Origin of the sequence: Gardnerella vaginalis ATCC 14018 = JCM 11026 (assembly GCF_001042655.1) — a bacterium.
GTDB lineage: Bacteria > Actinomycetota > Actinomycetes > Actinomycetales > Bifidobacteriaceae > Bifidobacterium > Bifidobacterium vaginale.
In genome coordinates this window covers 829,466-854,978 of the sequence record NZ_AP012332.1, presented here as the reverse complement: position 1 = coordinate 854,978, position 25,513 = coordinate 829,466, and the positions used below count along the sequence as shown (strand labels likewise).

Below are 25,513 nucleotides of genomic sequence, written 5' to 3'. Positions count from 1 at the left end.
ACACCCATTCAACCTAAAAGTTTCTGAAGAATCAGACCTCCATTATTTCCTTCTGCTTGCCATCAAGCAAAGCATCTAAGGAATCAGTTACTTGCTTCGTAACTTTATCAAGCTCTTTTTGTAAGCGCTCTCCTTCATCTTCGCCGATTTCACCATCTTTTACAGACTTATCAATATTCTCCTTGGTTTTACGGCGAATATTTCGAACAGCAACCTTACCTTCTTCAGCTTTTGTTTTAGCAAGTTTTACGTATTCTTTACGACGGTCTTCTGTAAGTTCTGGCATTGTAACACGAATTACATTTCCATCTCTATTAGGGCTTACTCCTAAATCTGAATCGCGAATAGCCTTTTCTACAGCATTAGCTTGCGAAGCATCAAAAGGAGTTACAGAAAGAGTGCGAGGCTCTGGAACACCAATAGAAGCAACAGCCTTAATAGGTGTTGGAGCACCATAATAGTCAACCATAATGCCATTAAGAAGAGCAGGATTAGCACGTCCAGTTCTAATACCCATGAAGTTCTCTTTAGTAGCTTCCACAGACTTGTTCATCTGTTCAAGAGCCTGATCGATAATCGCTGGCATGTATTCTCCTTTATCGGTATGTGCCAATTTTAAAATTTATTATTTAACTATCTATTCATGTTTATTAAATTTTAAATATTCAAATTATGAATATTCGCATATTTAAGCAAATGTAGGTTCAGCATCCGAAACTAAAGTTCCGATTTCCTCACCAACCAGTGCTCTAGTGACGTTTCCTTCACCCTCTAATCCGAATACGCGAATCTTCTGCTTGTTATCTCTAGCCATAGATAGTGCAGAAGCATCCATAACAGCAAGACCATCGACAAGAGCACGTTGATAATTTAACGTTACAAATTTCTTCGCGTTCTTATCTTTCCGTGGATCAGCGCTATAAACGCCATCTACACCATTCTTGCCCATCAAAACCTCATCGCAATGTATTTCCAAAGATCGCTGAATAGATACAGTGTCGGTTGAAAAATATGGCATTCCAGCACCAGCACCAAAAATAACTACACGACCCTTTTCAAGGTGTCGAATTGCCTTAAGTGGAATATAAGGTTCTGCAACTTGACCCATTGTTATAGCAGTTTGCACACGCGTTGCCTGCCCTGCTTGTTCAAGAAAATCTTGCAAAGCCAAGCAATTCATAACAGTACCGAGCATACCCATATAGTCACCACGGCTACGATCAATTCCAGCCTGCTGAAGTTCTGCTCCGCGGAAGAAGTTTCCGCCGCCAACAACAATTGCAACTTGCACGCCTTCATGCACTGCTTTTACAATTTCTCCAGCAATTCTACGAATAACATGAGTATCAATACCAACGGCTCCACCGCCAAATGCTTCTCCCGAGAGCTTCAATAAAACTCTACGAGACTTGCTTTCCCCCGCTTGTGCGATAGTCATAAAACTTTCCTCCAGTCATAACGGCGAACGCAAGCATATCTTTGCCATGATATCTTTCAATGACGACACAGCAAAACACGATTTTATAATGTATAAATTAAAAGAATGGGCTTGCATGACTTATCACGCAAACCCATTCTTGTTTTATGAATTTTTAATAAGCTTTCGCTTAAAAATTATTCAGCAGAGCCTTTGCCAACCTCAACGCGAGCGAAAGCCAAAGCAGTGCCACCAACTTCCTTGAACAAATCTCCAATAGTCTTGGAAGGATCCTTGACATAAGACTGCTCAAGAAGAACGGTTTCCTTGAAGAAGGCGTTCAAACGGCCTTCAACAATCTTTGGAACAATCTTCTCTGGCTTGCCTTCAGCTAAAGACTTTTCTGTAGCAACGCGACGCTCAGACTCCAACACATCTGCTGGAACATCTTCGCGGCGAAGCCACTGAGCGCCCATAGCGGAAATCTGCAAAGCAGCTTCGTGAGCAACCTTAGCGCCCGCTTCGTCGGTAGCAATCATAGAAACAATGCTTGGAGGTAATTCAACGGACTTCTTGTGAGCATAAACCTCAACGTGAGGACCGCTAATCTTGGCAATCTGCCCAACCTTAACGTGCTCGCCAAACAATGCTGCTGCTTCTTCTACTTCTTCCTTAACCGTAGCATCTCCAGCCTTAGCTGCAAGAAGCTCTTCTGCACTAGAAGCATTGGCTTCAATAGCATTGTTCAACACAGTTTCGGAGAATTCAACGAACTTTGGAGTCTTAGCAACAAAGTCGGTTTCGGAATTCAATTCAACTGCATAGCCAGTTTCACCTTCTGCAGTTTTAACAACCTTAGAAGCAACGGTTCCTTCCTGAGCCTTGCGACCTTCACGCTTGCCAGCGGCCTGAATGCCCTTAGCACGGATAATTTCCTTAGCGCGAGCTACATCGCCTTCGGCTTCGGTAAGAGCCTTCTTAACGTCCATCATGCCAGCGCCAGTTTCTTCGCGCACCTGCTTAATCAACGCTGCAGTAATTGCTGCCATTTTGTTCTCCTCATTAACCGCCAACAGACTTATTCAGCCTTGGCTTCGTCTTCAGACTGTTCAGTTTCCTTAGTGAGTAGTTCCTTTTCCCATGCTGCCATTGGCTGAGCGTCAGAACCTTCGGACTTTGCGCCCTTTCCAGCACGTTCAAGCAAACCTTCTGCAACAGCGTCAGCCATCAAGCTAGTAAGAAGCTCGACACCACGAATTGCATCATCATTTGCTGGAATAGGATACTCAACAGAGTCTGGATCAGTGTTGGTGTCAACGATTGCCACAACTGGAATACCAAGCTTGTGAGCTTCTTCAACGGCCAAAGCTTCCTTGTTAATATCAACAACAAACATTGCCGAAGGAGTACGGTTCATGTTGCGAATACCGCCGAGCTGCTTGGAAAGCTTGTCCTTTTCGCGTTCAAGAAGCAAAAGCTCCTTCTTAGTCAAACCAGATCCACGAACATCAGTGAAGTCCATTTCCTCAAGTTCCTTGAGACGCTTTACGCGAGTGGAAACAGTCTGGAAGTTCGTCAGCATACCGCCGAGCCAACGCTCGCTCACGTAAGGCATGTTCACACGAGTAGCCTGATTTTGCACAGCTTCTTGAGCCTGCTTCTTGGTACCCACGAACAAAACAGTACCGTTGTGAGCAACAGTCTGCTTAATGAAGTCATAAGCCTTGTCGATCATGTCGAGCGACTTGAACAAATTGATTATATGAATACCATTGCGCTGGGTTAGAATAAATTGCTTCATCTTTGGATTCCAGCGACGAGTCTGATGTCCGAAGTGCAAACCTGCCTTCAGCATTTCACTCATGGTAATCTGTGCCATATCTATATACCTTTCTTGTCGGTTCTTGCCTGGCCATGCCTGTTCGCATGCAACTTGGATAACATATGTCTAAATCCAAGCCGACCGACACGAACGGACGCGTACATGGCGCGTATTCGCGTATCCGAGTAGACAATAAAAAACGAGCAATCATATAACGCGACAACATTCATGCTCAATGGACACGCAAAAGATAATCATATCAGACGCTTAATACTAAATAAATAATACAAACTAATACTATAGTTGTTGCTAGTTCTCATTTAGATATTATTTAGATAATCCATTACGAAGTTGGCGCAAAGCTTGTTTTCTAACATCTTTCTCTAAACGATCCAAATAAACGTGTCCATCTAAATGATCACACTCATGCTGAATCATACGAGCCATTAAACCCTTGCCCTCTAGAACAATAGTTTTACCGTCTAAATCAATGCCTTTAGCCCTAGCATAATCTGCCCTGCGAGTCTTATACCATAATCTTGGAACGGACAAGCAACCTTCATCCCCATATTGTTCACCACTCAATTCTTCAATAACAGGATTGAGAATATAGCCAATATGACCTTCAATATTGTATGAAAACGCTCTAAGGCTAATACCTATTTGATTTGCACTAAGACCTGCTCTTCCTGGATCGTTTACAGTCTCTAATAAATCTTCTACGAGATTTCTAACTGCTGGAGTAATCTCACGAATTGGATCACATGGTGTTCGAAGAACAGGATCTGGAACAATGCGAATCTGTCTAATAGTCACAGTACTTCCTTAAAAATTCTAAAAGGCTAATTAAAAATGCAATGCAATTATACAAGACTTAGTGTAATTAAAATTGCAATTTTAATCAGCCTATTTAACGTTTTATAGCTAATTTAGTTTCGAATAACTATTCTTTGTCGTTAGAATTATTATTCTTCTCAGCATATTCAGTATGCTGATCTTTTACATTAACCTGTGTAGGCAAATCCTCACCAAAACGTTTCAGATGAGTAGCAGCCTGATCGATTGCTTGCTTAACTCTAGGAGTAACCGCTTCTTGAGCCTGTTTAACAGTTTCTTGCGCTTGCTTAACAGTCTCAGTTGTCTTATCTAAAATCTTAACTGTAGCAGGTAATGGTCTACTGTTTGGTTTTGGAGCATAAAGCTGATTCTCTATAAGATCACAATACCTCTTCAAAACCTTAGGACGCACAACTTTCATGCTTGGAGTCAAAGTGCCAGTTTCTTGTGAAAATTCTTCATCCAAAATAATAAATTTACGAATAGACTCAGCCCTAGAAACAGTGCTATTTGCCTGATCAATAAACTGTTGTACAACAGAACGAATAGCATCGTTTTCCGCAACAGCACTCATAGAAAGATTTTCATCCATTCCTTGACTCTTAAGCCAAGAACGAACCATATCTGGCTCAACCTCAATCAAAGCGGAAACAAATGGCTTACCGTCTCCTACAACTACTGCGTGAGATACGAGAGGACACTTAGAGATAATACTTTCCAAAGGCGCTGGACTTATATTTTTTCCACCAGCAGTGATAATAATATCTTTCTTTCTACCAGTAATAGACAAGAATCCTTCATCGTCGATCTCGCCTAAATCTCCAGAATGGAGCCATCCATCTTCGTCAATAACATCCGAAGTAAGATCTGGCTTATCATAATATCCGATAAAAACGTTAGGACCTTTTACAAGGACTTCTCCATCATCTGCAATACGGATAGTAATTCCAGGACCAGGGCGACCCACAGAACCAACTTGATTAGCATGCTCAAAATTAACAACACAAGGAGCTGCTGTTTCGGTCATTCCATAACCTTGAATAAAGGTTATTCCATCCAACCCGTTAAAGAAATGAGCAAGCTCAGCGTTTATTGGAGCTCCGCCGCAAGCTAGCCATGATAAATTAGGTCCCAAAGCAGATCGTATGGAAGATCCAACAGTTTTCATATAAAAGTCATGCTGAAGTTTTGCATAAATTGAGTGTGTTCTACCTTCAACTTCATCTTTAGACCACTCAATAAAATGTTGTACAGCCTTTGCAAAAATCCTACCTCGTATACCTGCTCCAGCTTTTTGAGACGCAGCATTATAAACCTTTTCAAACACTCTTGGGACTCCAAGCAAATATGTAGGTTTAAAACTACGCAAATCTGCTAATAAATGCTTTGCATTTGGCACATATCCAATAACACCGTGAGAACCTATTGCCACATACTGTATGTATCTGGCAAAGCAATGAGCTAACGGAAGGAATAGCAATAGTCTACTTGGCTTATAAAGCATATCATTTAAAACGTCATAAGCTGCATACACAATATGCGTAAAATTCCTATTAGAAAGCATTGCACCCTTTGGTTTTCCAGTTGAACCAGAGGTGTATACAATAGTCGCTAAATCATCAGCTTTTACTTGACATATGCTTTTATTAAGCTCGTCGTCGCTGATTGATTTTCCGAAATCAATCACTGCGTCTATTCCAGCAGCTTTAAAGTTAAAAATAGTCTTTAAAGACATACGCTTATTGTCTTGGCGAACTCGCTCTAAGCACTGTGCATGTTCATCATCACCTGCAAAAGCTATCACAGGTTTTACTTCAGAAATAATTTCAGCAGCTTGAATTGCTGAATCTGTTTCGTAAATCGGAATGGTTACAGCACCAATGCAAGCGCAAGCAAAATCCGCAACGCCCCACTCATAACAGGTTGGGGAATAAATAACAACTTTGCTTCCTCGTTCAACGCCAAGAGCAATCAACCCCTTAGCTGTTGCACGAACTTTTAATAGCATTTCAGATGCAGTAACATCATGCCATTGACGAGTATCATCGTCTTGCCATTGGGCTATTACGCCTTGTGGATCTCGCATTGCCCTATTGGCAAGCAGTGAATAAATTGTGTCACCGTCATTTGTTGGGTGAATGACCTCTACAGCAAATTCTCGCAGCATAGTCTTAATTGTACGGTATATCTAACACGACACAAACGAAAGTCATACAAAAATGTCAACCTAAAATTGGTGGTCTTTACAAATAAACTCTTCTGGTTAGATAATTAGAAGCAAACTAATAATGATTACCTAAACCAGAAGAGTCATATTTTTGTATTTAACTATTATTTAATTGACAATGGAATTTAAAGGCTAGTATATTTCCTACCAATCATCCCAAGTCAACTAATGTACATATCCAACTCCCGTTTTGAGATTTAAATGCCAAAGACGCACAATAATTTAAGCTTCCAATAGAAAATAAAACAACTGCCTCAAAACGAGTTGGACTAATTAGCATTCCATTTATCATTCTTGGCATAGTCGGTTTGCAACGTAGTTGCCAACTTGTATATTCATCGTGTTTGTCTGAGAAACATTGAGATATTAAATACCACATGTTTTCAAGCTTAAAAATACATTCTTCGCTAAGAGCCTTACGCATTTGTGACGATATAGGTCTTCCTCTAGAAATGTCACTAGCAATACATGCTACTTTGCACGCTCTTAAAGCGAGGTCTAAGTACAATTCCTCATCTGCCGAATTATTAAAGCATGATGATACATGATATGTTGCCATAAAATGCGAAGAACCCACTAGGAATGAACCTTCGTATACTGGCAATGGCTTGCGATCATTCCACTTGAACGTAGGATGATCATCATTTGCAGTAAAGTCGTTTTTTACAACTTCCCAGAATGCATCATTTTCGTCATAGTTATCGCTGACTATGGTACCAAGAGTATTATTCATTTTCCTGCTCTTTCCCGTTAAAAAATTTGTTACTTATCCCATTTTCTATTTTTAAATTCCTTATTTTATTTTTTGTATTTTTAATTTAAAACCAATGTCTAGCAAAGGTTTAAATAAAGCATACAACTTATTTCAAAAATTCAAAGTATTATTTCTAAGTGTGCATAAATAAAATTAAATCCTCGATTTTTGTTGAAAAATCAAGGATTATTTAGTGTTAAGTTATGCACATTATAGTTTTTACTTCCTTGTGCACTTAAATTTTTAGTTTTAAGCTCACAAGGAAGTAAACAAATAGTATTAAAAATTACCGAACATCCTGATGGAATGGGTTAAATACAACACTACAACGCTGGAAACTCTTAACATCAACATACCCAGTGGATGCCATTGTGCGCCTTAACGCACCAACATAATTTGTTTTTCCGTCTGCCATATGACTTGGACCAAACAAGATATTCTCCAGCGGAGCAACAGTTCCAACATTCGTACGCATTCCGCGTGGCAAAGATGGATGGCGAGCTTCTGCTCCCCAATGCATTCCACGTCCTGGAGCCTCGGTTGCTCGTGCTAAAGGAGTTCCAAGCATGACTGCATCTGCTCCCATAGCCAAAGCCTTAATAAAGTTGCCAGATGTTCCCATTCCGCCATCTGCAATAATTTGAACATACCTTCCGCCAGATTCATCCATATAGTCGCGACGAGCTTCGGCAACATCCGAGATTGCAGTTGCCATAGGAGCTTGAACACCAAGAGTATTCATAGTTGCAGAAACTGCACCTCCACCGAAACCTACGAGAATTCCAGCTGCACCAGTTCTCATTAAATGCAAAGCTGAAGTGTAATCAGCACAGCCTCCCACAATAACTGGAACATCAAGATCATAAATAAATTTCTTTAGATTAAGTGGTTCATGATCTTTAGAAACATGTTCTGCACTAACAGCTGTTCCACGGATAACAAAAAGATCTACTCCAGCTTCTAACACAGTAGAATAGAATTCCTGAGTGCGCTGAGGAGAAAGAGCACCTGCAACAGTAACTCCAGAATCACGAATAGTGCGCAAACGTTTAACAATAAGTTCAGGCTTAATTGGTTCAGAATAAATTTCTTGTATACGCTTCGTAGCAATTTCGTTTGGAATCTCCGAAATTTCCTTTAGAAGTGGTTCTGGATCCTCGTAACGAGTCCATAAACCTTCCAAATCAAGTACACCCAAGGCGCCCATCTGACCCATTGCAATAGCCGTATCTGGGCTAGTAACAGAATCCATTGGCGCAGCAATCACTGGTACGTCAAAACTATAAGCATCGACTTGCCAGGACGTAGAAACAGCCTGCGGGTCGCGAGAACGACGAGAAGGTAGTATAGCAATATCGTCAAGTGAGTAAGCAACTCGGGCTTTTTTGCCCAATCCTATTTCAATTTCCTGAGACATACTTACAAGGCTAGTGTCTTATCATGACGAATCAACATGCCGAAAATTATTTAACTAATTTATAAGATAATTCTATTGAATATCAGTGTTACTTATGCAATGATTCGTAAATAGATTTAGCTTTAGCTTGACCGATTCCAGAAACCTTTTGTAAATCGTCAACACTCGCATCTTTTAATTTCTTAACACTACCAAATACGGAAAGAAGACGTTTTTTGTAAAACTCTCCAATACCAGGAATCGAGTCTAGTGACGAATTTAACATGGCTCTTCTTCGTTTCTGCCTATGATAAGTTATAGCAAAACGATGCGATTCATCTCTAGCTCTCTGTAGCAAATATAATCCTTGGGAGCTTCGTTTAAGAATAATTGGGTATTCATTATTAGGAAGCCAAACTTCTTCAAGCTTTTTAGCCAAACCGCATACGACTATGTTTTTTATTCCACAATCTATCATAGCTTTTTGTGCTGCTCTAGCTTGTTCTCTACCCCCGTCAACAACTATAAGATTAGGCGTATAAGCGAATTTTTTATATTTTGATTTTTCAAGATTTTCTCCGTAATCATCATCTACATCGCCACTACTTGTGTGCTTAAAACGCCTAGAAATAGTTTCATACAATGCGCTCAAATCATCAAGTTTTCCGTTGCCATCAGACCCTTTTATGGAGAATCTTCTGTACTCGCTAGGTTTAGCAATACCATCTTCAAATACAACCATTGATGCAACCTGATATTCTCCATTTACCGTATTGGAAATATCATAACATTCAATACGCAAAGGAGATTCGCTCATTCCAAGAGCTTCAGCCACCTCGTTCATGGCGCTACTTCTTGCATCTAAACTGCTGATTCTGCTGGACTTCAGTCTCATTAATGATTGTTTAGCATTATCATTTGCTTGATTCATAAGATTTCGTTTATCGCCACGTTCAGGAACCTTAATGCTAACTTTAGATCCACGCAATTTGCTTAACCAATTTTCCAAATTTTCACATTGATTCTGTGATATCTCAAAAGGAATGATTATTTCTCTAGGGATTGGGGTAATTGGGTCTAGTAAATCTCCCCTTCCTGTTGATTCCTGCCTTTTTTTACGCTCTTTTGTGGTTTTTGCACGATACGCTGAGTCAATATATTTACTCTTGGTATTCTCCAAGTCAATCTGCAATGCATTTCTTGATTGCTCTATTTTCAAAGAGTCTTCATATTGCAAATTATTATTTGATTCATATTCTGAATAAACTCGCATAAGCAAATTCGCTATTATATCTGCATTGCTAATGTCCTCGCTTCTTTCAACCTGCCAATTTTTCTCTCCTCGCAATAAGCCTTCGCGAACAAAGAATGCGTGAACGCATGCCTCTAGAGAATCTCCACTAAAACCAAAAACATCTGCTTCAACGTTCTCGTCAAAAACGACAGAATTTTGTTGCATAACGATTTTAAAAATGTTTATTTTATCTCTTATTTTTGCAGCATTCTCAAAATCAAGATTATCGCTGGATTCTTTCATTTCTCTTGTTAAATCGTTAATGTAAGAATCACCTATAGAACCAGTTAGTACACCTACTAATTGTTCAACATTATGTCTGTGAGTTTTACGATCCACTTTTGCAATGCAAGGTGCAGAGCATTTTCCAATAGCTGCAAGAAGACAAGGTCTACCAGTTTTATGAGCTTTGACAAAAACGGATTGTCTACACGTTCTTACAGGAAAAGTCTTAAGTAAAGAATCTAGGCTGTGCCTTAGCTGCCACACTTTCGCATATGGACCGAAGTATCTAGTTGATTTAGAATTTCTATTTCTTGTGATCCAGACTCTTGGAAAATCATCATTCACAGATACGGCAAGATATGGATATGTTTTATCATCTTTAAAGACAACATTAAAACGTGGATTAAACTCCTTAATCCACGTGTATTCTAGTGTTAAAGCTTCAAGCTCAGTGTTTACGACGGTCCATTCTAGGCTTCGAGCTGTTAAAACCATCGACTGAGTTCTAGGATGAAGCTGATTTAACGGTTGAAAATAATTAGACAACCTATTTCTTAAACTTTTTGCTTTTCCAACGTATATTACTTTCCCCTTCTCATCTCTCCACTTGTATACTCCCGGTTGATTTGGAATATCAGAAGTTTTTGGTCTAAATAAGTCTCTCGTGTCGCCTAAAAGTGATGCTCCAAAATTATTTTTAACTGAATTGTTCAAAATTTCAGTAGTACTTATATCACAATTAGATAGGTGAGTTTTCTTCCATTTGCCTTGACTGCTTATAACATCTTCTTTGATATCTATGTTATTATTCATAATTTCCATTCTTTCACCTCCTTTCATAAAAATACTATTTAACTATATTCCTTTAAGATTTGAGCATAGGCTTTAAGAATTTGCCCGTCCAACTTTCTTTCGATTTTGCAACTTCTTCTGGAGTACCAGTGATTACTATTTCACCGCCTTTGTCTCCTCCCTCTGGTCCTAAATCAATAATCCAATCCGCGCATTTTACAACATCAAGATTGTGTTCAATCACTATTACAGTATTGCCTTTATCTACCAAAGATTGAAGAACGCTTAAAAGTTTACGAACATCTTCAAAGTGCAATCCAGTTGTAGGCTCATCAAGAATATAAACAGTTTTGCCAGTTGAACGTTTTTGCAACTCTGTAGCAAGCTTTACTCTTTGTGATTCTCCACCAGATAATGTTGGAGCACTTTGTCCGAGTTTAATATATCCAAGACCAACTTGTACAAGAGTATCCAAATATCTTGAAATAGATGGATATGCTTTAAAGAATACAGCAGCTTCAGAAATTGGCATATTCAGCACGTCTGAAACAGTTTTACCGTTATACGTTACGTCTAGAGTATCTCTGTTGTACCTTTTCCCATGACATTCTTCACATTGTACGTATACATCTGGCAAAAAATTCATCTCGATTTTAAGCGTTCCGTCTCCGCTGCAAGCTTCGCATCTTCCGCCTTTTACGTTAAACGAGAATCTTCCAGGACCATAACCTCTAACTTTTGCTTCTGGTGTTTGAGCAAAAAGTGTACGTATTTTGTCCCAGACACCAGTGTAAGTCGCAGGGTTTGATCTTGGCGTTCTGCCAATAGGGTTTTGGTCTACGTGAACAACCTTGTCACAATTTTCAATACCAACAACTCGTTTATGAAGTCCTGGAACAATGCGAGCGCCGTTTAGCTTATCTGCTAAAACTGGGTAGAGTATCGAGTTTATAAGACTAGATTTTCCAGATCCAGATACTCCTGTTATGCAAGTAAATACGCCTAAAGGTATTTGTACATCTATATTTTTAAGGTTGTGTTCTTTTGCTCCAACAATAGTTAGTAAACGATTTTTGTTTATTTTTCGACGATTTTTAGGAATTTCTATGCATTTTCTTTTTGCAATATAGTCTCCTGTGATTGAACATTTTGCATCTTTTATGTGATTTGCTGGTCCGCAATATACTACTTCTCCACCGTTTTCTCCAGCTTCGGGTCCAATATCTACTAACCAGTCGGATTGTCGAATTGTATCTTCATCATGTTCAACAACTATAAGAGTGTTACCTAAGTCGCGAAGATTGTGCAATGTTGATATGAGTTTCTCATTGTCTCTTTGATGTAATCCTATTGAAGGCTCGTCAAGAACGTACATGACTCCAACTAGTCCAGATCCAATTTGAGTCGCCAATCTTATTCTTTGTGCCTCTCCACCTGAAAGTGTTTTTGCGGCTCTAGAAAGAGTTAAATAATTTAAGCCAACATCATTTAAGAATCCTAATCTTGCCTTGATTTCTTTTACAATTTCTTTAGCAATTATCTTGCTTGATCCTTCTAGTTTTAAAGAATTAATCCATTCAAGACTTTTTTCTATTGGCATATCACATATGTCTGCAATTGAGTATGAGTTTATTGTTACTGCTAAGACTTCTGGACGCAATCGTTTACCGTTACATGTTAAGCATGGAACTTCTCGCATGTACGACTCGTAGTATTGGCGCATTTGATCTGAGTCTGTTTCATCATGCTTGCGCATAAGAGTGCGCACTACACCTTCGAATCCTGTTGAATATTCTCTCTGCCTACCCCATCTATTTTTATAAGATACTTTTACTTCGAAATCATGCCCATAAAGTATTGAATTTTGCGTATCTTTCGACAATTCACACCATGGTGTATCCATACTAAAACCAAGTTCAACACTTAGCCCTTGTAGCACATGCCTATAGTATTCCCCTGCAGCTTTATTTAGTGCCCAAGGTTCTATCGCGCCTTCGTTAAGTGATTTTTCTGTATTTGGAACAACAAGAGCAGGGTCAATCTCTAGATTGTAACCGATTCCAGAGCAATCGGGGCACGCCCCATAAGGAGCGTTGAATGAGAATGTTCTAGGCTCTATTTCTGATAAATTAAGCTGGTGATTGTTAGGACAAGCTCTGTGCTCAGAAAAATTTCGGCGTCTGCATTTAGAATCAGCAACTTCATCTACAAAATCAGCTATAACAATTCCTTTAGAAAGTTTTAAAGCCGTTTCTATAGAATCAGTCAAACGAGTACGTATGCCATCTTTTATAATTAACCTATCTATTACAACTTCGATTGTGTGTTTCTTTTGTTTTTCTAAAGTAATATCTTCAGAAAGCTCGCGCATTTGCCCATCTACAAGCGCTCTCGAATAGCCGTCTGATCTAAGAAGAGTAATTGTATCTTTGAATTCGCCTTTTCTGCCGTTAACAACAGGTGCTAATATTTGCAATCTTGTTCTTTCTGGTAAAGAAAGTATAGAATTAGCCATTTGTTGTGGTGTTTGAGCACTGACAAGTTCGCCACATTTAGGGCAATGAGGAATTCCAACTCTAGCAAAAAGAAGCCTTAAATAATCATAAACTTCTGTGATTGTTCCAACAGTAGAACGAGGGTTACGATTAGTAGTTTTTTGGTCAATAGATACAGCTGGGCTTAATCCCTCAATAAAATCTACATCTGGTTTATCCATTCTTCCAAGGAATTGCCTGGCATACGCGCTTAAGGATTCCACATAACGCCTTTGACCTTCTGCAAAAAGAGTATCGAAAGCAAGAGAAGATTTACCAGATCCTGACAATCCAGTAAAAACAATCATACGATTTCTAGGCAATTGTAAACTAACATTTTTTAAATTGTGTTCTCTAGCTCCTTGTATGGTTATCTTTAAATCTGAAGGAACAGAAGACAAATCATATACTAAATTGTCATTGTTTTTTACAGGATGAGCAGAATCGAGCATAGATTGCAAGATGTCAGCTTTTTTAATACATTCACGGTTTTTGTTATCTAAAATTGCATCTTGGGATAAAGGTAATTGCATGTTTTGCGAAGAATCTGATTTGCTTTGCATTCTGCCTCCCTAAGAGCTATTTTAAGAATCAAGACTTTGCACCAAACCCATTCTTGATTGAGCATTAATTATACAATACGATTAATTATAGAACACTTGTTCGAAGTAGATAATTTTCTGCGTGTTGTCGAAATACATAGAAAAATAAAGAATAAAATCCTTTAGTAAAAACTATGCAAGCCTAACTGTATAATCGTGAGTTTGGCTAACACATTTTGAAGATATTCAGATTAAAGCATTATTTTAAGGAGTGGGTGCAAATGGCCATTGACGCACAAGGACTTACTATACAAATTGGTGCGCGCACGCTATTAAACCCAACAGATTTTCACGTTACAAAAGGCGACAAAATCGGCTTAGTTGGAAGGAATGGAGCTGGAAAAACAACTCTTACACGAGTAATAACAGGAGAAATGCTCCCTGCTGGCGGAACTGTACGAGTAAGTGGTGGATTGGGGTATCTACCACAAGATACTCATGCAGCAGACCCAGAACAAAGCGCGTTAGATAGAATCATGAGCGCTCGCGACATTTCGTCAATTGTATCTCGTATACGAAAAGCAGAAAAAGAGATGACGAATCCAGATCCAGATATTATGACGAAAGCCATGAATCGCTACGACAAAGCCATTGAAGACTTTGAAAAAGCTGGTGGATATGCTGTTCAATCGGAAGCAATATCGATGGCAAACAGCCTTGGGCTTCCACAAGAAATTATGAAGCAAGCTCTTGGAACACTATCTGGCGGTCAACGTAGACGAATTGAACTTGCACGAATACTTTTCTCCGATGCAGACACGCTGATTTTAGATGAGCCTACTAACCATTTAGATGCAGATTCTATAATTTGGCTGAGAAACTATTTGAAAAAATTCTCTGGTGGATTCTTAGTAATATCCCATTCAACAGAATTGCTAGATGAGGTTGTAAATAAAGTCTGGCATTTAGATGCACAATTGGCTCAAATAGACATGTATTCAATGGGTTGGAAAGCATACTTACATCAACGCGTTGTAGACGAAGAACGCAGGCGCAGAGAACGAGAAGTGGCTGAAAAAAAAGCTGAACGCCTTATGAAACAAGGTATTCGTTTACATGCAAAAGCAACAAAAGCAGTAGCAGCTCAAAACATGATGCGTAGGGCTGAACGTCTGTTAAGTGAAACAAGCGAAGCACAAAGTCGCGAGAAAGTAGCAGATATTCGTTTTCCAGAACCTGCTCCTTGCGGACGAACACCTATTATGGCTGAAGATATTTCAAAAGCTTATGGATCCAATATTGTATTTGCTGGCATAAATTTGGCTATAGATAAAGGTTCAAGAGTTGTTATTCTTGGATATAACGGTGCTGGTAAAACAACCACTTTACGTATTCTAGCTGGAGAAGAAAGTGCAGATACTGGCAGCGTAAACTATGGGCATGGCTGCAAGATTGGCTATTTTGCTCAGGAACACGACACTTTGGATTTAGATGCGACAGTATTAGAAAATCTTCAGCATGTTGCTCCAGATTTAAATGACACTCAAGCAAGATCTATGCTAGGAAGCTTCCTATTTTCTGGAGATGACGCAATGAAGCCAGCTAAAGTGCTTTCGGGAGGCGAAAAAACTCGTCTAGCCTTGGCAACTCTTGTAACTTCAAAAGCAAACGTGCTTTTGCTCGATGAGCCTACTAACAATTTAGATCCAGCTTCTAGAGATGAAATTCTTAAAGCCATTGCAAAATACGAAGGCGCTATTGTATTGGTTACTCACGATGAAGGAGCAGTTCTTGCGTTAAACCCTGAACGAGTCCTTCTTATGCCAGACGGTGACGAAGATTTGTGGAGTGATGATTATCTTGATTTGGTTGCGGAAGAATAGGATTTAGGATTGCTATGAGACCAACAGCTAGACTTGCTAATTTTACGCTACAACACATTTTCCATGTTCTTCGCGCGCCTTTAGCAATCTTGCTGTTAATAGCATTGTTTGAATGCACTGTTGGAAATATTCCATTTTGGAATAGTGTTACTGGCAGCACAGATAGCATGTTTGCACACAATGCAACTGGTCCAGGTATTGAAAGACTTTCTTCTGGAGGACTTTTAATTACTGATCCTTCGGAATCTTATTTAGAAGTTAATTCCGACGGATCTTCACCGTATATTCAGCTTAAGCCTTCACTAATTACTCCGAAAAAAATTGGCAAAAATCCTGTTAAAACGGATGTGCATGTACGAATTGATGTTAATAAAATCGCTGGAAAGCCGTTGAGCACCAATCCTAGAGCCATTAGTTTTGCTATGCTTCCAGTTCCAGATCAAGCAATTGGAGTTAAAAGCACTCTTAGATTATGGATACAACATCCTAAAGGAGATGTTGTAGACGTTGAGGATGCTAAAGCAAATGTTAGAGCACCTTTTAGCTGGAATTGGGGTCGCGTTTTTCTTCTTATAATAATTTCAATTTTTATTGCATTATGGAATCCGTGGTCTAAATTATGGAAAATCAAACTTAATACAAAGAGTATTAATCAAAGGCTTTTACTCACTTTATTCTGGACGCCTTTCCTTTTGATTGCTATTTTTGCAATATTTTGGAATGTTTTTAACGGTATTCCAATGCATTTTGATGTTGCTGGAAACTACACTTACGATTTTGATCAATACGCACGTACAGCAGACGCTCTACTTAAAGGTAAGACTCATCTTGATTTACCTGTTCCACCGCAAATGCAAAAATTACCTAATCCGTATGACCCAATTGCAAGAAATAATCTTCTTTCTGATTGTGTACACAATATTTATTGGGATCATGCGTATTATAAGGGTCATTGGTATTCGTATTTTGGTGTAATACCAGTTGTTTTATTCTTTATCCCGTATAAGATTATATCCAATTTGTGGATTCCTGGTGGAGCCATGCTCCCTACAACAATAGCCACTTTCATATGCTTAATTGGATTTTTAATTTTTGGCTCACTATTGGTTATTCGTCTAATTAAACGCGTTAATCCTCAGGCAACTCTTGCCTGTGTATCAATTTGTTTAACCTTATTCTTTATTACTTCAAACACCGTTTACTTGTGGTTTAGAACATCCTTTTATTCAGTTCCAATGGCCGCATCATTATTCTTCACTTCACTTGGATTATGGTTTTATCTCGGATCTATTAAAGATGAAGAAACTACAAAAACGCACAAAATAGTGGAACAATTAAAACCATCATCAATAATATCGTTTAAGCATATTGCAGCAGGATCATTGTTTATTGCTTTTAATCTTGGTTGTAGACCAACTTTTATAATCGCTTTTCTATTCGCAATTCCGCTATTTTATACTCATTTTTACTCATATATTAAAAATATTATTATCAGTGACAAAAAATCTATAGAAAATCTTAAAAACTTATTAAAACTAATTCTTTGCATAATTATTCCATTTATAATAGTTGCAATACCAATCGGATTATATAATGCTTTAAGATTTGGGTCCCCTTTTAATTTTGGCAATGAATATCAGATTACGATTACAGATATGACTACAATGCGTCTTCCTTCGCAGAACATCATTCCTTCTATCCTAAGTTATATAGCTCTGCCAATACGTTTTATATCAACTTTCCCTTGGATAGCAATTCAACCTATTGCTTTTGAAAAATGGCAATATGCAGAGCCAATGATTGGTGGAATGTTTACATTATCTCCACTCGCATTACTAGGAATTATATGCGTTTTCACAATGGCTAGAAACATGAGTAAAATCGCTACAAGATTAGCTATAATATCTGTAATTTCTGGCATAATCGTTATTGTTTTTGACAGCTTAAAAGCTGGGATAGGATGGCGATATATTGCGGATTTTGCATGGCTTTTCGCTTTAAGCGCAATAATAGGTATTAATTCTTTGCTACAAAAATATGCTGATATTACAGTATGTGACACTTGGAAAACTAAAACATTATGCTATTTACTGCGATTCGTTATTTTTGGTCTTCTATTTTTCTCCATAGCAATAGCTTTTCTAAGCTGGTTCGTACCAGGCAGAGAAGACTCAATACTACGTTTTAATCCTCAAATGTGGCATACTGTGAGATGCTGGTTCACATTAATCTAATTTGTTTTCATTAATTTAATTCTTCCAGCATTGTATGAACAGTATCTAGCAACGCTTTAACACCATACACAAATTGTTTTTCTTCTGGCAACAAAGATAATGCCAAATATCCATTATTTGGCATATCGAAGTAATAGCCAGGCTGAGATACAAGATGATAATCTTGCATAAGTCTTAGAGCTAAATCATCATCATCTAAACACGATGGAACACGGATAAGAATATTCCATCCGCCTTCTGCACGCAATGCACTAACGCAACAATTTGGGTAGTTTGCAAGCATTTTTCTAAGTGTTTTAAGATTAGACCTAACTCTGTTTTGAACAAGATCGGTTTGTTCTTTAGCACATTGCAATAATTCCGGAATTCTTTCTGATACAGTTGCACCAATTGGAAGAAAATCATCAGCAATAACATCAAGGCGTTTCATAGCATCCTGCACGTCTTGACTAGGTCCCGAAACCTCAATCCATCCAACTTTTGCATGCGGAGCTGCAAGCATCTTTGAGAATCCATCTAAAGCAAAAACTAGCGTAGATTCTTCACCTGCTAACCTACAGTTTCCATCAAAAGGTTCTAGACAATAATCATAAAAAACTTCATCAGCTATAATTGCCACATTATTTTTATTGCATAGTTGCAATAATGCGTCTCTTTCTTGAGGCTTTATATAAGATCCTGTTGGATTATTTGGATTTATTAAAACAAGTGCACGAATACGATTATCCGTATTCTCTAAAAGTTCTTTAACCCTAGGAATATCAATAGTCCAAGAGCCATCATAAACAAGCGGATAAGGTATAGATTTTACGCCTTGTAGTCTTGCAATCGATTCTATAAGAGGATATCCAGGAGTCGGAGCTAAAACAGAATCACCGCAATCACACATTAGCATCATTAACCATTCGTATGCTTGAGAAGTTGATGATAATACGTATAGATTATCTGGATTAAGAACCTTAGCTGAACTACCCTTCTTATTTACAATATTTTGATCTACGCGATTATCTCTATGATTTATAAAGTTAGCAAGAATGCGCCTAACTTCGACAGGTCCTCTAGGATCCGCAGTATATTTTGCATTTAAGCACTCTGGAGAAAGACCATGTACTGTTGGATTTGAATCATTAAGTTTTGTAAGTTTAATACCTTTAGATATAGCAACACGTTGAGTCAGAATAATTGGATTTGGCTCACTAACATCAACTCTAGAAGAAAATCGCACTCGACTACACTAGCGCATTGTATAAACCAAATATATAAAAATACAAAAATATGCAAATACAAAAAAATGCGCTGAACGCAAAAGCATCCAGCGCAAATAAAATATCAAAAATCCTTAATTGTTTCTTTGCTGCATTGCATAATAAGCTGCACCGATAATGCCGGCTTCATTATGCAAAGACGCAACTACAATAGGCGTCTTAATATCGATATGAGGCAAGAACTTCTCGCTAACACGGCTAACACCGCCTCCAACAACGAACAAGTCTGGGTTAAAGTACTTTTCCATCAAACCATAATACTTAGTAAGACGCTTAGCCCACTTTTTATAACCCATGTCTAACTTTTCGCGAACAGAAGAAGCAGCATACTTTTCCGCATCTCCCTTACCCTTTTCAAGCTGAATATGACCGAGCTCTGTATTAGGAATAAGAGTACCGTTATAAATCAATGCTGTGCCAATTCCAGTGCCTAGCGTAGTAGCGATAACCAAGCCATCTTTATCTTTTGCAGCACCAAAGTGTTGCTCAGCAAGACCAGCAGCATCAGCATCATTCACTACAGTAACAGGACGACCGCAAGCTTCGCTGAACACTTCTGTAACATCCACACCAATCCAAGATTGATCGAGATTCGCCATAAACTCAAGCTTCTTTCCAGGCTTAATAGGAGCTGGAAAAGCGATTCCAACAGGAACATCTGCAGGAACATCAAAATGCTCAAGTTGCTGACGAACAATATCTGCAACAGCTTGAGGTGTGGAAACCGCTGGAGTGAGAATCTTATATCGCGGTTCTGCAAACTCGCCTTTTTCCAAATTAACTGGTGCAGCCTTAATACCAGAGCCACCAATATCTACGCCAAATGCTTGTGCAGTGTCAATCATCGTTAACACTCCCCTCTGAATGTCGGACAATGGGATATCATGTTCATTCTACAATATTGCTAAAGCGACACGCTTATATATTGTCTATTTAATGATAACGATTGCATAAATGTTTTTCTCAAAATTAAAGCTTTAATATTAAAAATCATGCAAACAATTGCTAAGATTTTTAACTCTAATTTATCGCAAATAGTTTTGAAGCTCCTTGTTTATTAAACCATTTGAAGCAATAACGTCATTTTCACGTCTCCAATGAATTGAGTCACCATTCCATTGTCGAACATGCCCCTGTGCTTCTTTAACAACAACGGCACCAGCTGAAACACCTGGAATATCCCACCTATGAAGATGTGGCTCAAAATATGCGTCGTAAGTACCATCTGCTACTTTGCACAAGTCAAGCGAAGCAGGACCAATACGCTTAATATCTGCTGGGCATTCTTCCTCAAGCGAAGAAACAACGTCTAAAGCTCTTTTAGATTCACCTGGAATATAAGACATTCCATAGCAAACAACAGAGCCATGCAATGTTGATGTTGTAGAAGGCGTGATTTTCTCTCGCTTCTCCCCATTAGGAGTTTTACGAATACGAATAGCACCCTGACCCTTAGCAGCCAAATATGTAAGCCCTAAAGCTGGGGCATGAACAACACCAAGAACAGGTCTAGCAGAGCCTTGATCATTAAACTCGAAAAGCGAAACAGTTAAAGTCCATTCAGCCATATCGCGGTTAAAGTTAATAGCACCGTCAATATTGCCTACACACCAAAAACGATCACCTGTTTTGCAATCATCTGGTCTATTTCTCCAGAATCCTTGGAAAGTATTTATATAAGTAAGACGATTTTCAATAAAACGTACTAGCTTATCTCCAAAAGCTGAATCGGATTGATTAGGATCACCTAGAACCATCATACTTGCCATATCTCTAGGATTAAGCTGATCCTGATATGCATGTTTACCAACATCTTCTAATATTCTAGCAACTTCAAGAGCTACATCCCTTAAATTCATACCTGCCATATTCTTCTCACCCCTCTGTCTAATACAATTGTTTTCAAATTCTTTAATCTTGTTCTCATAAAATCTGCAACTATTCTACTCAACTAATTAAATTAAACCAAACTTCCACACGCAATATTCCAATAAAATCAATAAACTTTCACATTTGATATAAGTTTTATAGAAAAGTTTTACAATGCAAAACGCATAGAAAAACAAATCCTTAAATTTCTTAAACCAGCCTTAAAATTAATTCATAACCTAACATCTCTTTCAAAAGATTATAACATGACTAAAATACTAGAGTTAAAAAACCAAAAATTAATTAATGTTCCTTCATTGAAAAAACCAGGACTTCTTGTTTTAGATGTTGACGCCACTCTTATTGAAGAAGAAGTGATTGACTTACTAGGAGATATTGCTGGGGTCGGGTCAAATTTAGCATATATAACTTCTAAAGCAATGAAAGGAGAAATTGACTTTGACACATCTTTAAAGCTAAGGGTTTCAATGTTAAAAGGACTCGAATGCACTTGTTTTAAAAAAGCTATTGAAAGTATCCACGTAACCAGTGGAGCCAAAAAACTTATAGACACATTACATTCCTTTGGATGGAAAATAGGAGCAGTTTCTGGAGGATTCAATAATGTTTTAGATGATTTTCTGCCAAATCTAAACATAGATTTTTGGGTAGCAAACAATCTAGAAGTAGTAGATTCTAAGCTAAGTGGGAAAGTTATTGAGCCTATAGTAAATCGCCAATATAAAGCAAAAGCATTGATTAATTGGGTGCGCAAGAACAATATTGATATTGCTCAAAGCGTTGCTATTGGAGACGGTGCTAACGATATCGATATGATTAAAACAGCAGGATTAGGCGTCGCATTTTGCGCAAAGCAGTTATTAAAAAGTCAAGCTAAAGCAAGCATAGATACGCGTGACCTAAGCCTAGTTTTAGATTTACTAAACTAAACTTAACTAACTAGAATTTATACAAATTTTACTTTGCGTTTTTCAAGATTACACTTATCGCTTCAATCCAAATAGGACTCTTGACTTAAATGCGCTCCTCTTGCCCAATCTGCAGCCTTCATAGCCTTTTTACCTTGCGCTTTAACTTCTAAAAGCTCAAGAACACCACTTGAAGAACCAACCCAGACATTTCGCTTACCTGCAAAAATCTGCCCAGGCTTAAGTTCGCTTAGATTATGTATTGAAATATCCTCATCTTTTGCCAATGCACAAGAAAGAACATGCAAACTAATGATTTGCAAATCGCCACAATCAACATGCAGATTACACCAAGCTCCAGGATTTGGCGTGCAAGCACGAATCTGCCTATCGATTGCAAATGCTGGAATATCAAAACGAATATGAGCATCCTCAACAGTGATTTTTTGCGCGATTTGGCAAGGTGTAGGATCTTGCTCAACAGGAATAATTTGACCAGATTCCATCCCAACAAGAGCAGAGCAAAGAAGATCTGCACCATCATTGCTTAGTCTCATAAGCAAGTCGCCAGCTGTTTCATGAGCACCAATCTCGGTAGTCATTTGTGCAAGAATAGGTCCTTCATCCATTCCACGCGTAATCTTAAAAACAGTGGCACCGGTAATATCATCTCCAGCCCAAATCGCACGCTGAACAGGAGCTGCCCCTCGCCACTGTGGAAGAAGCGAGAAATGCAAGTTGTACCATCCTAGAGGAAGAGCGTCCAAAACAGATTGTCTAAGAATCTTTCCATAAGCAACCACGGCAGCAAGTTTAGCGCCAGTTGCCTTTAAAGCTCTTATGCACTCCTCTTCATCACTAGGATTAACCTCTAGAACAGGAATCCCAAGTTCAATCGCAGCTTTTTTAACAGCGCTAGGAACAATTTTCCTACCTCTGCCTGTCGGAGCATCAGGTCTCGTAAGAACAGCACGAACATCAAAATGCTCTTTATCTTGAGCTAAAGCACGCAATGGCGCAACAGAAACCTCTGGTGTTCCAGCAAATAAAATAGGTAGCACCATACGTAAACCCCCTTAAGAAAAATATCTTCATTATTCTTAACATCTTCAAAAATCATATACTCTCAACAATCGAACAGTAACGAGAATAGTCATGAAAATACTAAGAATTAGCGAATTAGCAGAAAGCATCCTTTAACTTGCTAAAGAACCCTTTGTGATTTGTAGTTGAATCTGGGATAGCGCGTTGAACAATAACATCATCTTTTCCATCATGCAATTTTTCAAACTCTTCAATAAGTTTACGCTCTTCATCGCTCAGCTTTGTTGGAATATTAACAAGAATGTGAACAACAAGATTTCCGCGTTCTTTAGAGCCTAGAACCGTTACACCCAAATTAGGTACAGAAATAGTATTTTCACTTTGAGAGCCAGAAGGGATTTCCACGCTCTTTTTGCCGTCAAAAGTATCTATATCAACTTTATGTCCCAAAACAGCCCAAGTCATTGGAATGTCAATCCAACAATGTAAATCGTTTAGATTCCTAGCAAACTGTTTATCTTCTCGAATATGTACATCAACATACAAGTCGCCAGCAGGACCGCCACATTCCCCTACTGCTCCTTGCGAGGCAAGTCGCAATCGAGAATTATCTTTTATACCAGCAGGAATAGTAATCCCAATTTCTCTTGATGTACGAATTCGACCATGTCCATGACAATTTGGGCAAACATTCTTAATGATTGTTCCGTGACCTTCGCATTCTCTACAAGGCTCCGAAGACATCATTTGACCAAACATTGTTCGAGTAACCCTTTGTACAAAACCAGCGCCCTTGCATTGCGGGCAAGTTATAGGGTCTGATTTATCTGCAGAGCCTTTTCCAGCACAATCTTGACACAAGCCAAAAGTCACCACATGAACCTTAGCATTTCCACCAAATACTACTGTTTTAAGATCAACTTTAACTTCTGTGAGTGAATCTTCACCACGATTCACGCGAGGAATAGGAGAACCCGTACTTGTTCCAAAGGATCCAGAGAAGAACTGATTTAAAATATCTCCCATATCCATATTCATATTGGCATATCCGCCAGCGCCAGCGCCAGCTCCAGCACCCGATGCCGATAGATTGTTTGGGTCAACACCCATATCTACCATTTTGCGTTTTTCTGGATTAGACAAAACGTCGTATGCAGCATTAACTTCCTTGAATTTGTCTTCAAACTCAGGACCTGCGATATCTGGATGGTACTTTCGACTTAATTTTCTATATGCTTTTCGAATCTCATCATCGCTAGCGTTAGAATCAACACCTAAAATCTTGTAATAGTCAGTCACTTAACTCCCCTTTTACCTTAATAAAATAATTCTTGCATAAGGCACAGCCAGTTATATTTTTATGAATTTTCGGATATAAACGCATTAAGATACTTAGCCACTGCTTTAACCGCAGTCATTGTTGCAGCATAATCCATATGCGTAGGTCCGATTGAACCAATGAATGCGGAATCAGGATCGGAATTATATCCGTAAGCACTCGTCACAACAGAAGCATTCAAAAGACCAGGCGTGTGAGTTTCCGAACCTATTGCAACACTGACTCCACTTGCACAATCACTTGCCTCCTCACTTAGCGAAGTCATCAAACGCATAATAACAGCTTGCTCTTCTAAAGCATCAAAAAGAGCAGCAAAATCACCAATATTCTGTCTATGAGCAAGCTGGGAGGTTCCAGCCATGTATAATTCGTGTGCTCGATCGCCATCGTACATATCTTCAATAGCATTAGACAATTGTTTAATTATTTGTAACGAAGAAACTAAATCTTTACGTTCCGACAATGCACACACTTTTTTAGATGCATTCAAAAGTGACAATCCAATGCAATCTTCATTAATCATATTTGTTAAATGCAACAAATCATCTGAATTCACATTAGAAGCCTGAATCATATGTTGCGCTACCCCTCCAGCGTCTGTAATTACTACGACAAGAAGAGTTGATGACGATACTTGAACAATCTCAATTCTTTTTACTTTTGATCTAGATAATGCAGGTGACGCAACAAGAGCAACCTGCCCAGTGATACTTGCAAGAAGACGAGCTGAACGTTGAAGTGTGTCTTGCAAACTTACAGATCCACTTAAAAAACTGCGTATTCCTCTTCTTTGTGCATTAGAAAGTGGTATTAGCGCCGCCAATCCATCAACGAAATATCTGTATCCTTTTTCCGTAGGAATTCGACCAGCAGATGTGTGTGGCTGAATTAAATAACCTTCTTCTTCTAGTATTGACATATCGTTGCGAATTGTTGCAGAGCTAACACCTAATTTGTGATTTTTAGCCAAAGACGCTGATCCAACAGGCTCGTGTGAACGAATATAATCTTCAACAACCGCACGGAGTATCATCATGCGACGTGATTGCATTGATCCTCCTTTTATTTAGGTAATGTAACTTTTACTGTCAACTATTATATATTCCAGAA

General features: G+C 38.6%; 19 protein-coding genes. 3 read left to right on the top strand and 16 right to left on the bottom strand.

Features of this window, described 5'->3' with window-relative positions:
• Positions 1-31 precede the first annotated feature (31 nt).
• The 10 genes from frr to uvrA all read right to left on the bottom strand — a co-directional run bounded on the left by frr (position 32) and on the right by uvrA (position 13,861).
• The gene (gene frr / locus GAVG_RS03280) at positions 32-586 is read right to left on the bottom strand and encodes a ribosome recycling factor (RefSeq protein ID WP_004111654.1); all 555 of its coding nucleotides are present in this window, start codon (positions 584-586) and stop codon (positions 32-34) included.
• A gap of 102 nt (positions 587-688) precedes the next feature.
• Entirely contained in the window at positions 689-1,438 is a 750-nt protein-coding gene (gene pyrH, locus GAVG_RS03275; RefSeq protein ID WP_004111656.1) for a UMP kinase, read from the bottom strand.
• A 176-nt stretch (positions 1,439-1,614) separates the two neighbouring features.
• Complete coding sequence (gene tsf / locus GAVG_RS03270) at positions 1,615-2,466, bottom strand: translation elongation factor Ts (RefSeq protein ID WP_004117867.1); 852 nt, start codon at positions 2,464-2,466, stop codon at positions 1,615-1,617.
• Between the two features lie 29 nt (positions 2,467-2,495).
• Positions 2,496-3,296 carry a 30S ribosomal protein S2 gene (gene rpsB / locus GAVG_RS03265; protein WP_004111661.1) on the bottom strand — a complete coding sequence of 267 codons (801 nt, stop codon included), beginning with the start codon at positions 3,294-3,296 and terminating at the stop codon, positions 2,496-2,498.
• Between the two features lie 270 nt (positions 3,297-3,566).
• Positions 3,567-4,055, bottom strand: a complete 489-nt coding sequence (gene def, locus GAVG_RS03260; protein WP_004115099.1) for a peptide deformylase — start codon at positions 4,053-4,055, stop codon at positions 3,567-3,569.
• A gap of 127 nt (positions 4,056-4,182) precedes the next feature.
• Complete coding sequence (locus GAVG_RS03255) at positions 4,183-6,243, bottom strand: AMP-dependent synthetase/ligase (protein ID WP_004117868.1); 2,061 nt, start codon at positions 6,241-6,243, stop codon at positions 4,183-4,185.
• 211 nt (positions 6,244-6,454) lie between these two features.
• Positions 6,455-7,036 carry a hypothetical protein gene (locus GAVG_RS03250; protein ID WP_009993969.1) on the bottom strand — a complete coding sequence of 194 codons (582 nt, stop codon included), beginning with the start codon at positions 7,034-7,036 and terminating at the stop codon, positions 6,455-6,457.
• A 307-nt stretch (positions 7,037-7,343) separates the two neighbouring features.
• Complete coding sequence (locus GAVG_RS03245) at positions 7,344-8,474, bottom strand: GuaB3 family IMP dehydrogenase-related protein (protein ID WP_004111665.1); 1,131 nt, start codon at positions 8,472-8,474, stop codon at positions 7,344-7,346.
• Positions 8,475-8,562: 88 nt separating this feature from the next.
• Positions 8,563-10,794: an excinuclease ABC subunit UvrC gene (gene uvrC, locus GAVG_RS03240; RefSeq protein WP_009993970.1), complete on the bottom strand. Its 2,232-nt coding sequence runs from the start codon at positions 10,792-10,794 to the stop codon at positions 8,563-8,565.
• Between the two features lie 43 nt (positions 10,795-10,837).
• Positions 10,838-13,861, bottom strand: coding sequence for an excinuclease ABC subunit UvrA (uvrA, locus tag GAVG_RS03235; RefSeq protein WP_009993971.1), 3,024 nt, complete (start codon positions 13,859-13,861; stop codon positions 10,838-10,840).
• Between the two features lie 260 nt (positions 13,862-14,121).
• On the opposite strand from uvrA, the gene GAVG_RS03230 reads away from it, so the two are divergent.
• Both GAVG_RS03230 and GAVG_RS03225 read left to right on the top strand, forming a co-directional pair.
• On the top strand, positions 14,122-15,723 hold the full coding sequence (locus GAVG_RS03230; protein ID WP_004111673.1) for an ABC-F family ATP-binding cassette domain-containing protein: 1,602 nt from the start codon (positions 14,122-14,124) through the stop codon (positions 15,721-15,723).
• A gap of 14 nt (positions 15,724-15,737) precedes the next feature.
• On the top strand, positions 15,738-17,957 hold the full coding sequence (locus GAVG_RS03225; RefSeq protein WP_013399592.1) for a beta-carotene 15,15'-monooxygenase: 2,220 nt from the start codon (positions 15,738-15,740) through the stop codon (positions 17,955-17,957).
• A 10-nt stretch (positions 17,958-17,967) separates the two neighbouring features.
• Here GAVG_RS03225 and GAVG_RS03220 read toward each other — a convergent pair whose 3' ends face one another.
• From GAVG_RS03220 to GAVG_RS03210, 3 genes are all read right to left on the bottom strand, one after another.
• Positions 17,968-19,182 (bottom strand): pyridoxal phosphate-dependent aminotransferase, encoded by a 1,215-nt coding sequence (locus GAVG_RS03220; protein ID WP_009994076.1) that lies wholly within the window; start codon positions 19,180-19,182, stop codon positions 17,968-17,970.
• A gap of 114 nt (positions 19,183-19,296) precedes the next feature.
• Positions 19,297-20,067, bottom strand: coding sequence for a polyphosphate--glucose phosphotransferase (gene ppgK / locus GAVG_RS03215; RefSeq protein WP_004111678.1), 771 nt, complete (start codon positions 20,065-20,067; stop codon positions 19,297-19,299).
• Positions 20,068-20,247: 180 nt separating this feature from the next.
• On the bottom strand, positions 20,248-21,090 hold the full coding sequence (locus GAVG_RS03210; RefSeq protein ID WP_004111680.1) for an inositol monophosphatase family protein: 843 nt from the start codon (positions 21,088-21,090) through the stop codon (positions 20,248-20,250).
• 267 nt (positions 21,091-21,357) lie between these two features.
• Between GAVG_RS03210 and serB the strand changes: the two genes are divergently transcribed.
• Positions 21,358-22,041, top strand: a complete 684-nt coding sequence (gene serB / locus GAVG_RS03205; RefSeq protein ID WP_004117887.1) for a phosphoserine phosphatase SerB — start codon at positions 21,358-21,360, stop codon at positions 22,039-22,041.
• A 62-nt stretch (positions 22,042-22,103) separates the two neighbouring features.
• On the opposite strand, the gene fmt is transcribed toward serB, so the two are convergent.
• The 3 genes from fmt to hrcA form a co-directional block, all read right to left on the bottom strand.
• Positions 22,104-23,084, bottom strand: coding sequence for a methionyl-tRNA formyltransferase (gene fmt / locus GAVG_RS03200; protein WP_009994072.1), 981 nt, complete (start codon positions 23,082-23,084; stop codon positions 22,104-22,106).
• A 115-nt stretch (positions 23,085-23,199) separates the two neighbouring features.
• Positions 23,200-24,363, bottom strand: a complete 1,164-nt coding sequence (locus GAVG_RS03195) for a DnaJ C-terminal domain-containing protein (RefSeq protein ID WP_009994070.1) — start codon at positions 24,361-24,363, stop codon at positions 23,200-23,202.
• A gap of 59 nt (positions 24,364-24,422) precedes the next feature.
• Positions 24,423-25,439 carry a heat-inducible transcriptional repressor HrcA gene (gene hrcA, locus GAVG_RS03190; protein ID WP_020759703.1) on the bottom strand — a complete coding sequence of 339 codons (1,017 nt, stop codon included), beginning with the start codon at positions 25,437-25,439 and terminating at the stop codon, positions 24,423-24,425.
• Positions 25,440-25,513 lie beyond the last annotated feature (74 nt).

Coding starts and splice junctions, on each gene's coding strand:
- uvrC (WP_009993970.1), bottom strand. CDS start 10,794: ATGGAAATTATGAATAATAACATAGATATCAAAGAAGATGTTATAAGC.
- GAVG_RS03210 (WP_004111680.1), bottom strand. CDS start 21,090: ATGGCAGGTATGAATTTAAGGGATGTAGCTCTTGAAGTTGCTAGAATA.
- GAVG_RS03250 (WP_009993969.1), bottom strand. CDS start 7,036: ATGAATAATACTCTTGGTACCATAGTCAGCGATAACTATGACGAAAAT.
- GAVG_RS03245 (WP_004111665.1), bottom strand. CDS start 8,474: ATGTCTCAGGAAATTGAAATAGGATTGGGCAAAAAAGCCCGAGTTGCT.
- GAVG_RS03225 (WP_013399592.1), top strand. CDS start 15,738: ATGAGACCAACAGCTAGACTTGCTAATTTTACGCTACAACACATTTTC.
- ppgK (WP_004111678.1), bottom strand. CDS start 20,067: ATGATTGACACTGCACAAGCATTTGGCGTAGATATTGGTGGCTCTGGT.
- frr (WP_004111654.1), bottom strand. CDS start 586: ATGCCAGCGATTATCGATCAGGCTCTTGAACAGATGAACAAGTCTGTG.
- GAVG_RS03255 (WP_004117868.1), bottom strand. CDS start 6,243: ATGCTGCGAGAATTTGCTGTAGAGGTCATTCACCCAACAAATGACGGT.
- uvrA (WP_009993971.1), bottom strand. CDS start 13,861: ATGCAAAGCAAATCAGATTCTTCGCAAAACATGCAATTACCTTTATCC.
- serB (WP_004117887.1), top strand. CDS start 21,358: ATGACTAAAATACTAGAGTTAAAAAACCAAAAATTAATTAATGTTCCT.
- pyrH (WP_004111656.1), bottom strand. CDS start 1,438: ATGACTATCGCACAAGCGGGGGAAAGCAAGTCTCGTAGAGTTTTATTG.
- fmt (WP_009994072.1), bottom strand. CDS start 23,084: ATGGTGCTACCTATTTTATTTGCTGGAACACCAGAGGTTTCTGTTGCG.
- rpsB (WP_004111661.1), bottom strand. CDS start 3,296: ATGGCACAGATTACCATGAGTGAAATGCTGAAGGCAGGTTTGCACTTC.
- tsf (WP_004117867.1), bottom strand. CDS start 2,466: ATGGCAGCAATTACTGCAGCGTTGATTAAGCAGGTGCGCGAAGAAACT.
- hrcA (WP_020759703.1), bottom strand. CDS start 25,439: ATGATGATACTCCGTGCGGTTGTTGAAGATTATATTCGTTCACACGAG.
- GAVG_RS03230 (WP_004111673.1), top strand. CDS start 14,122: ATGGCCATTGACGCACAAGGACTTACTATACAAATTGGTGCGCGCACG.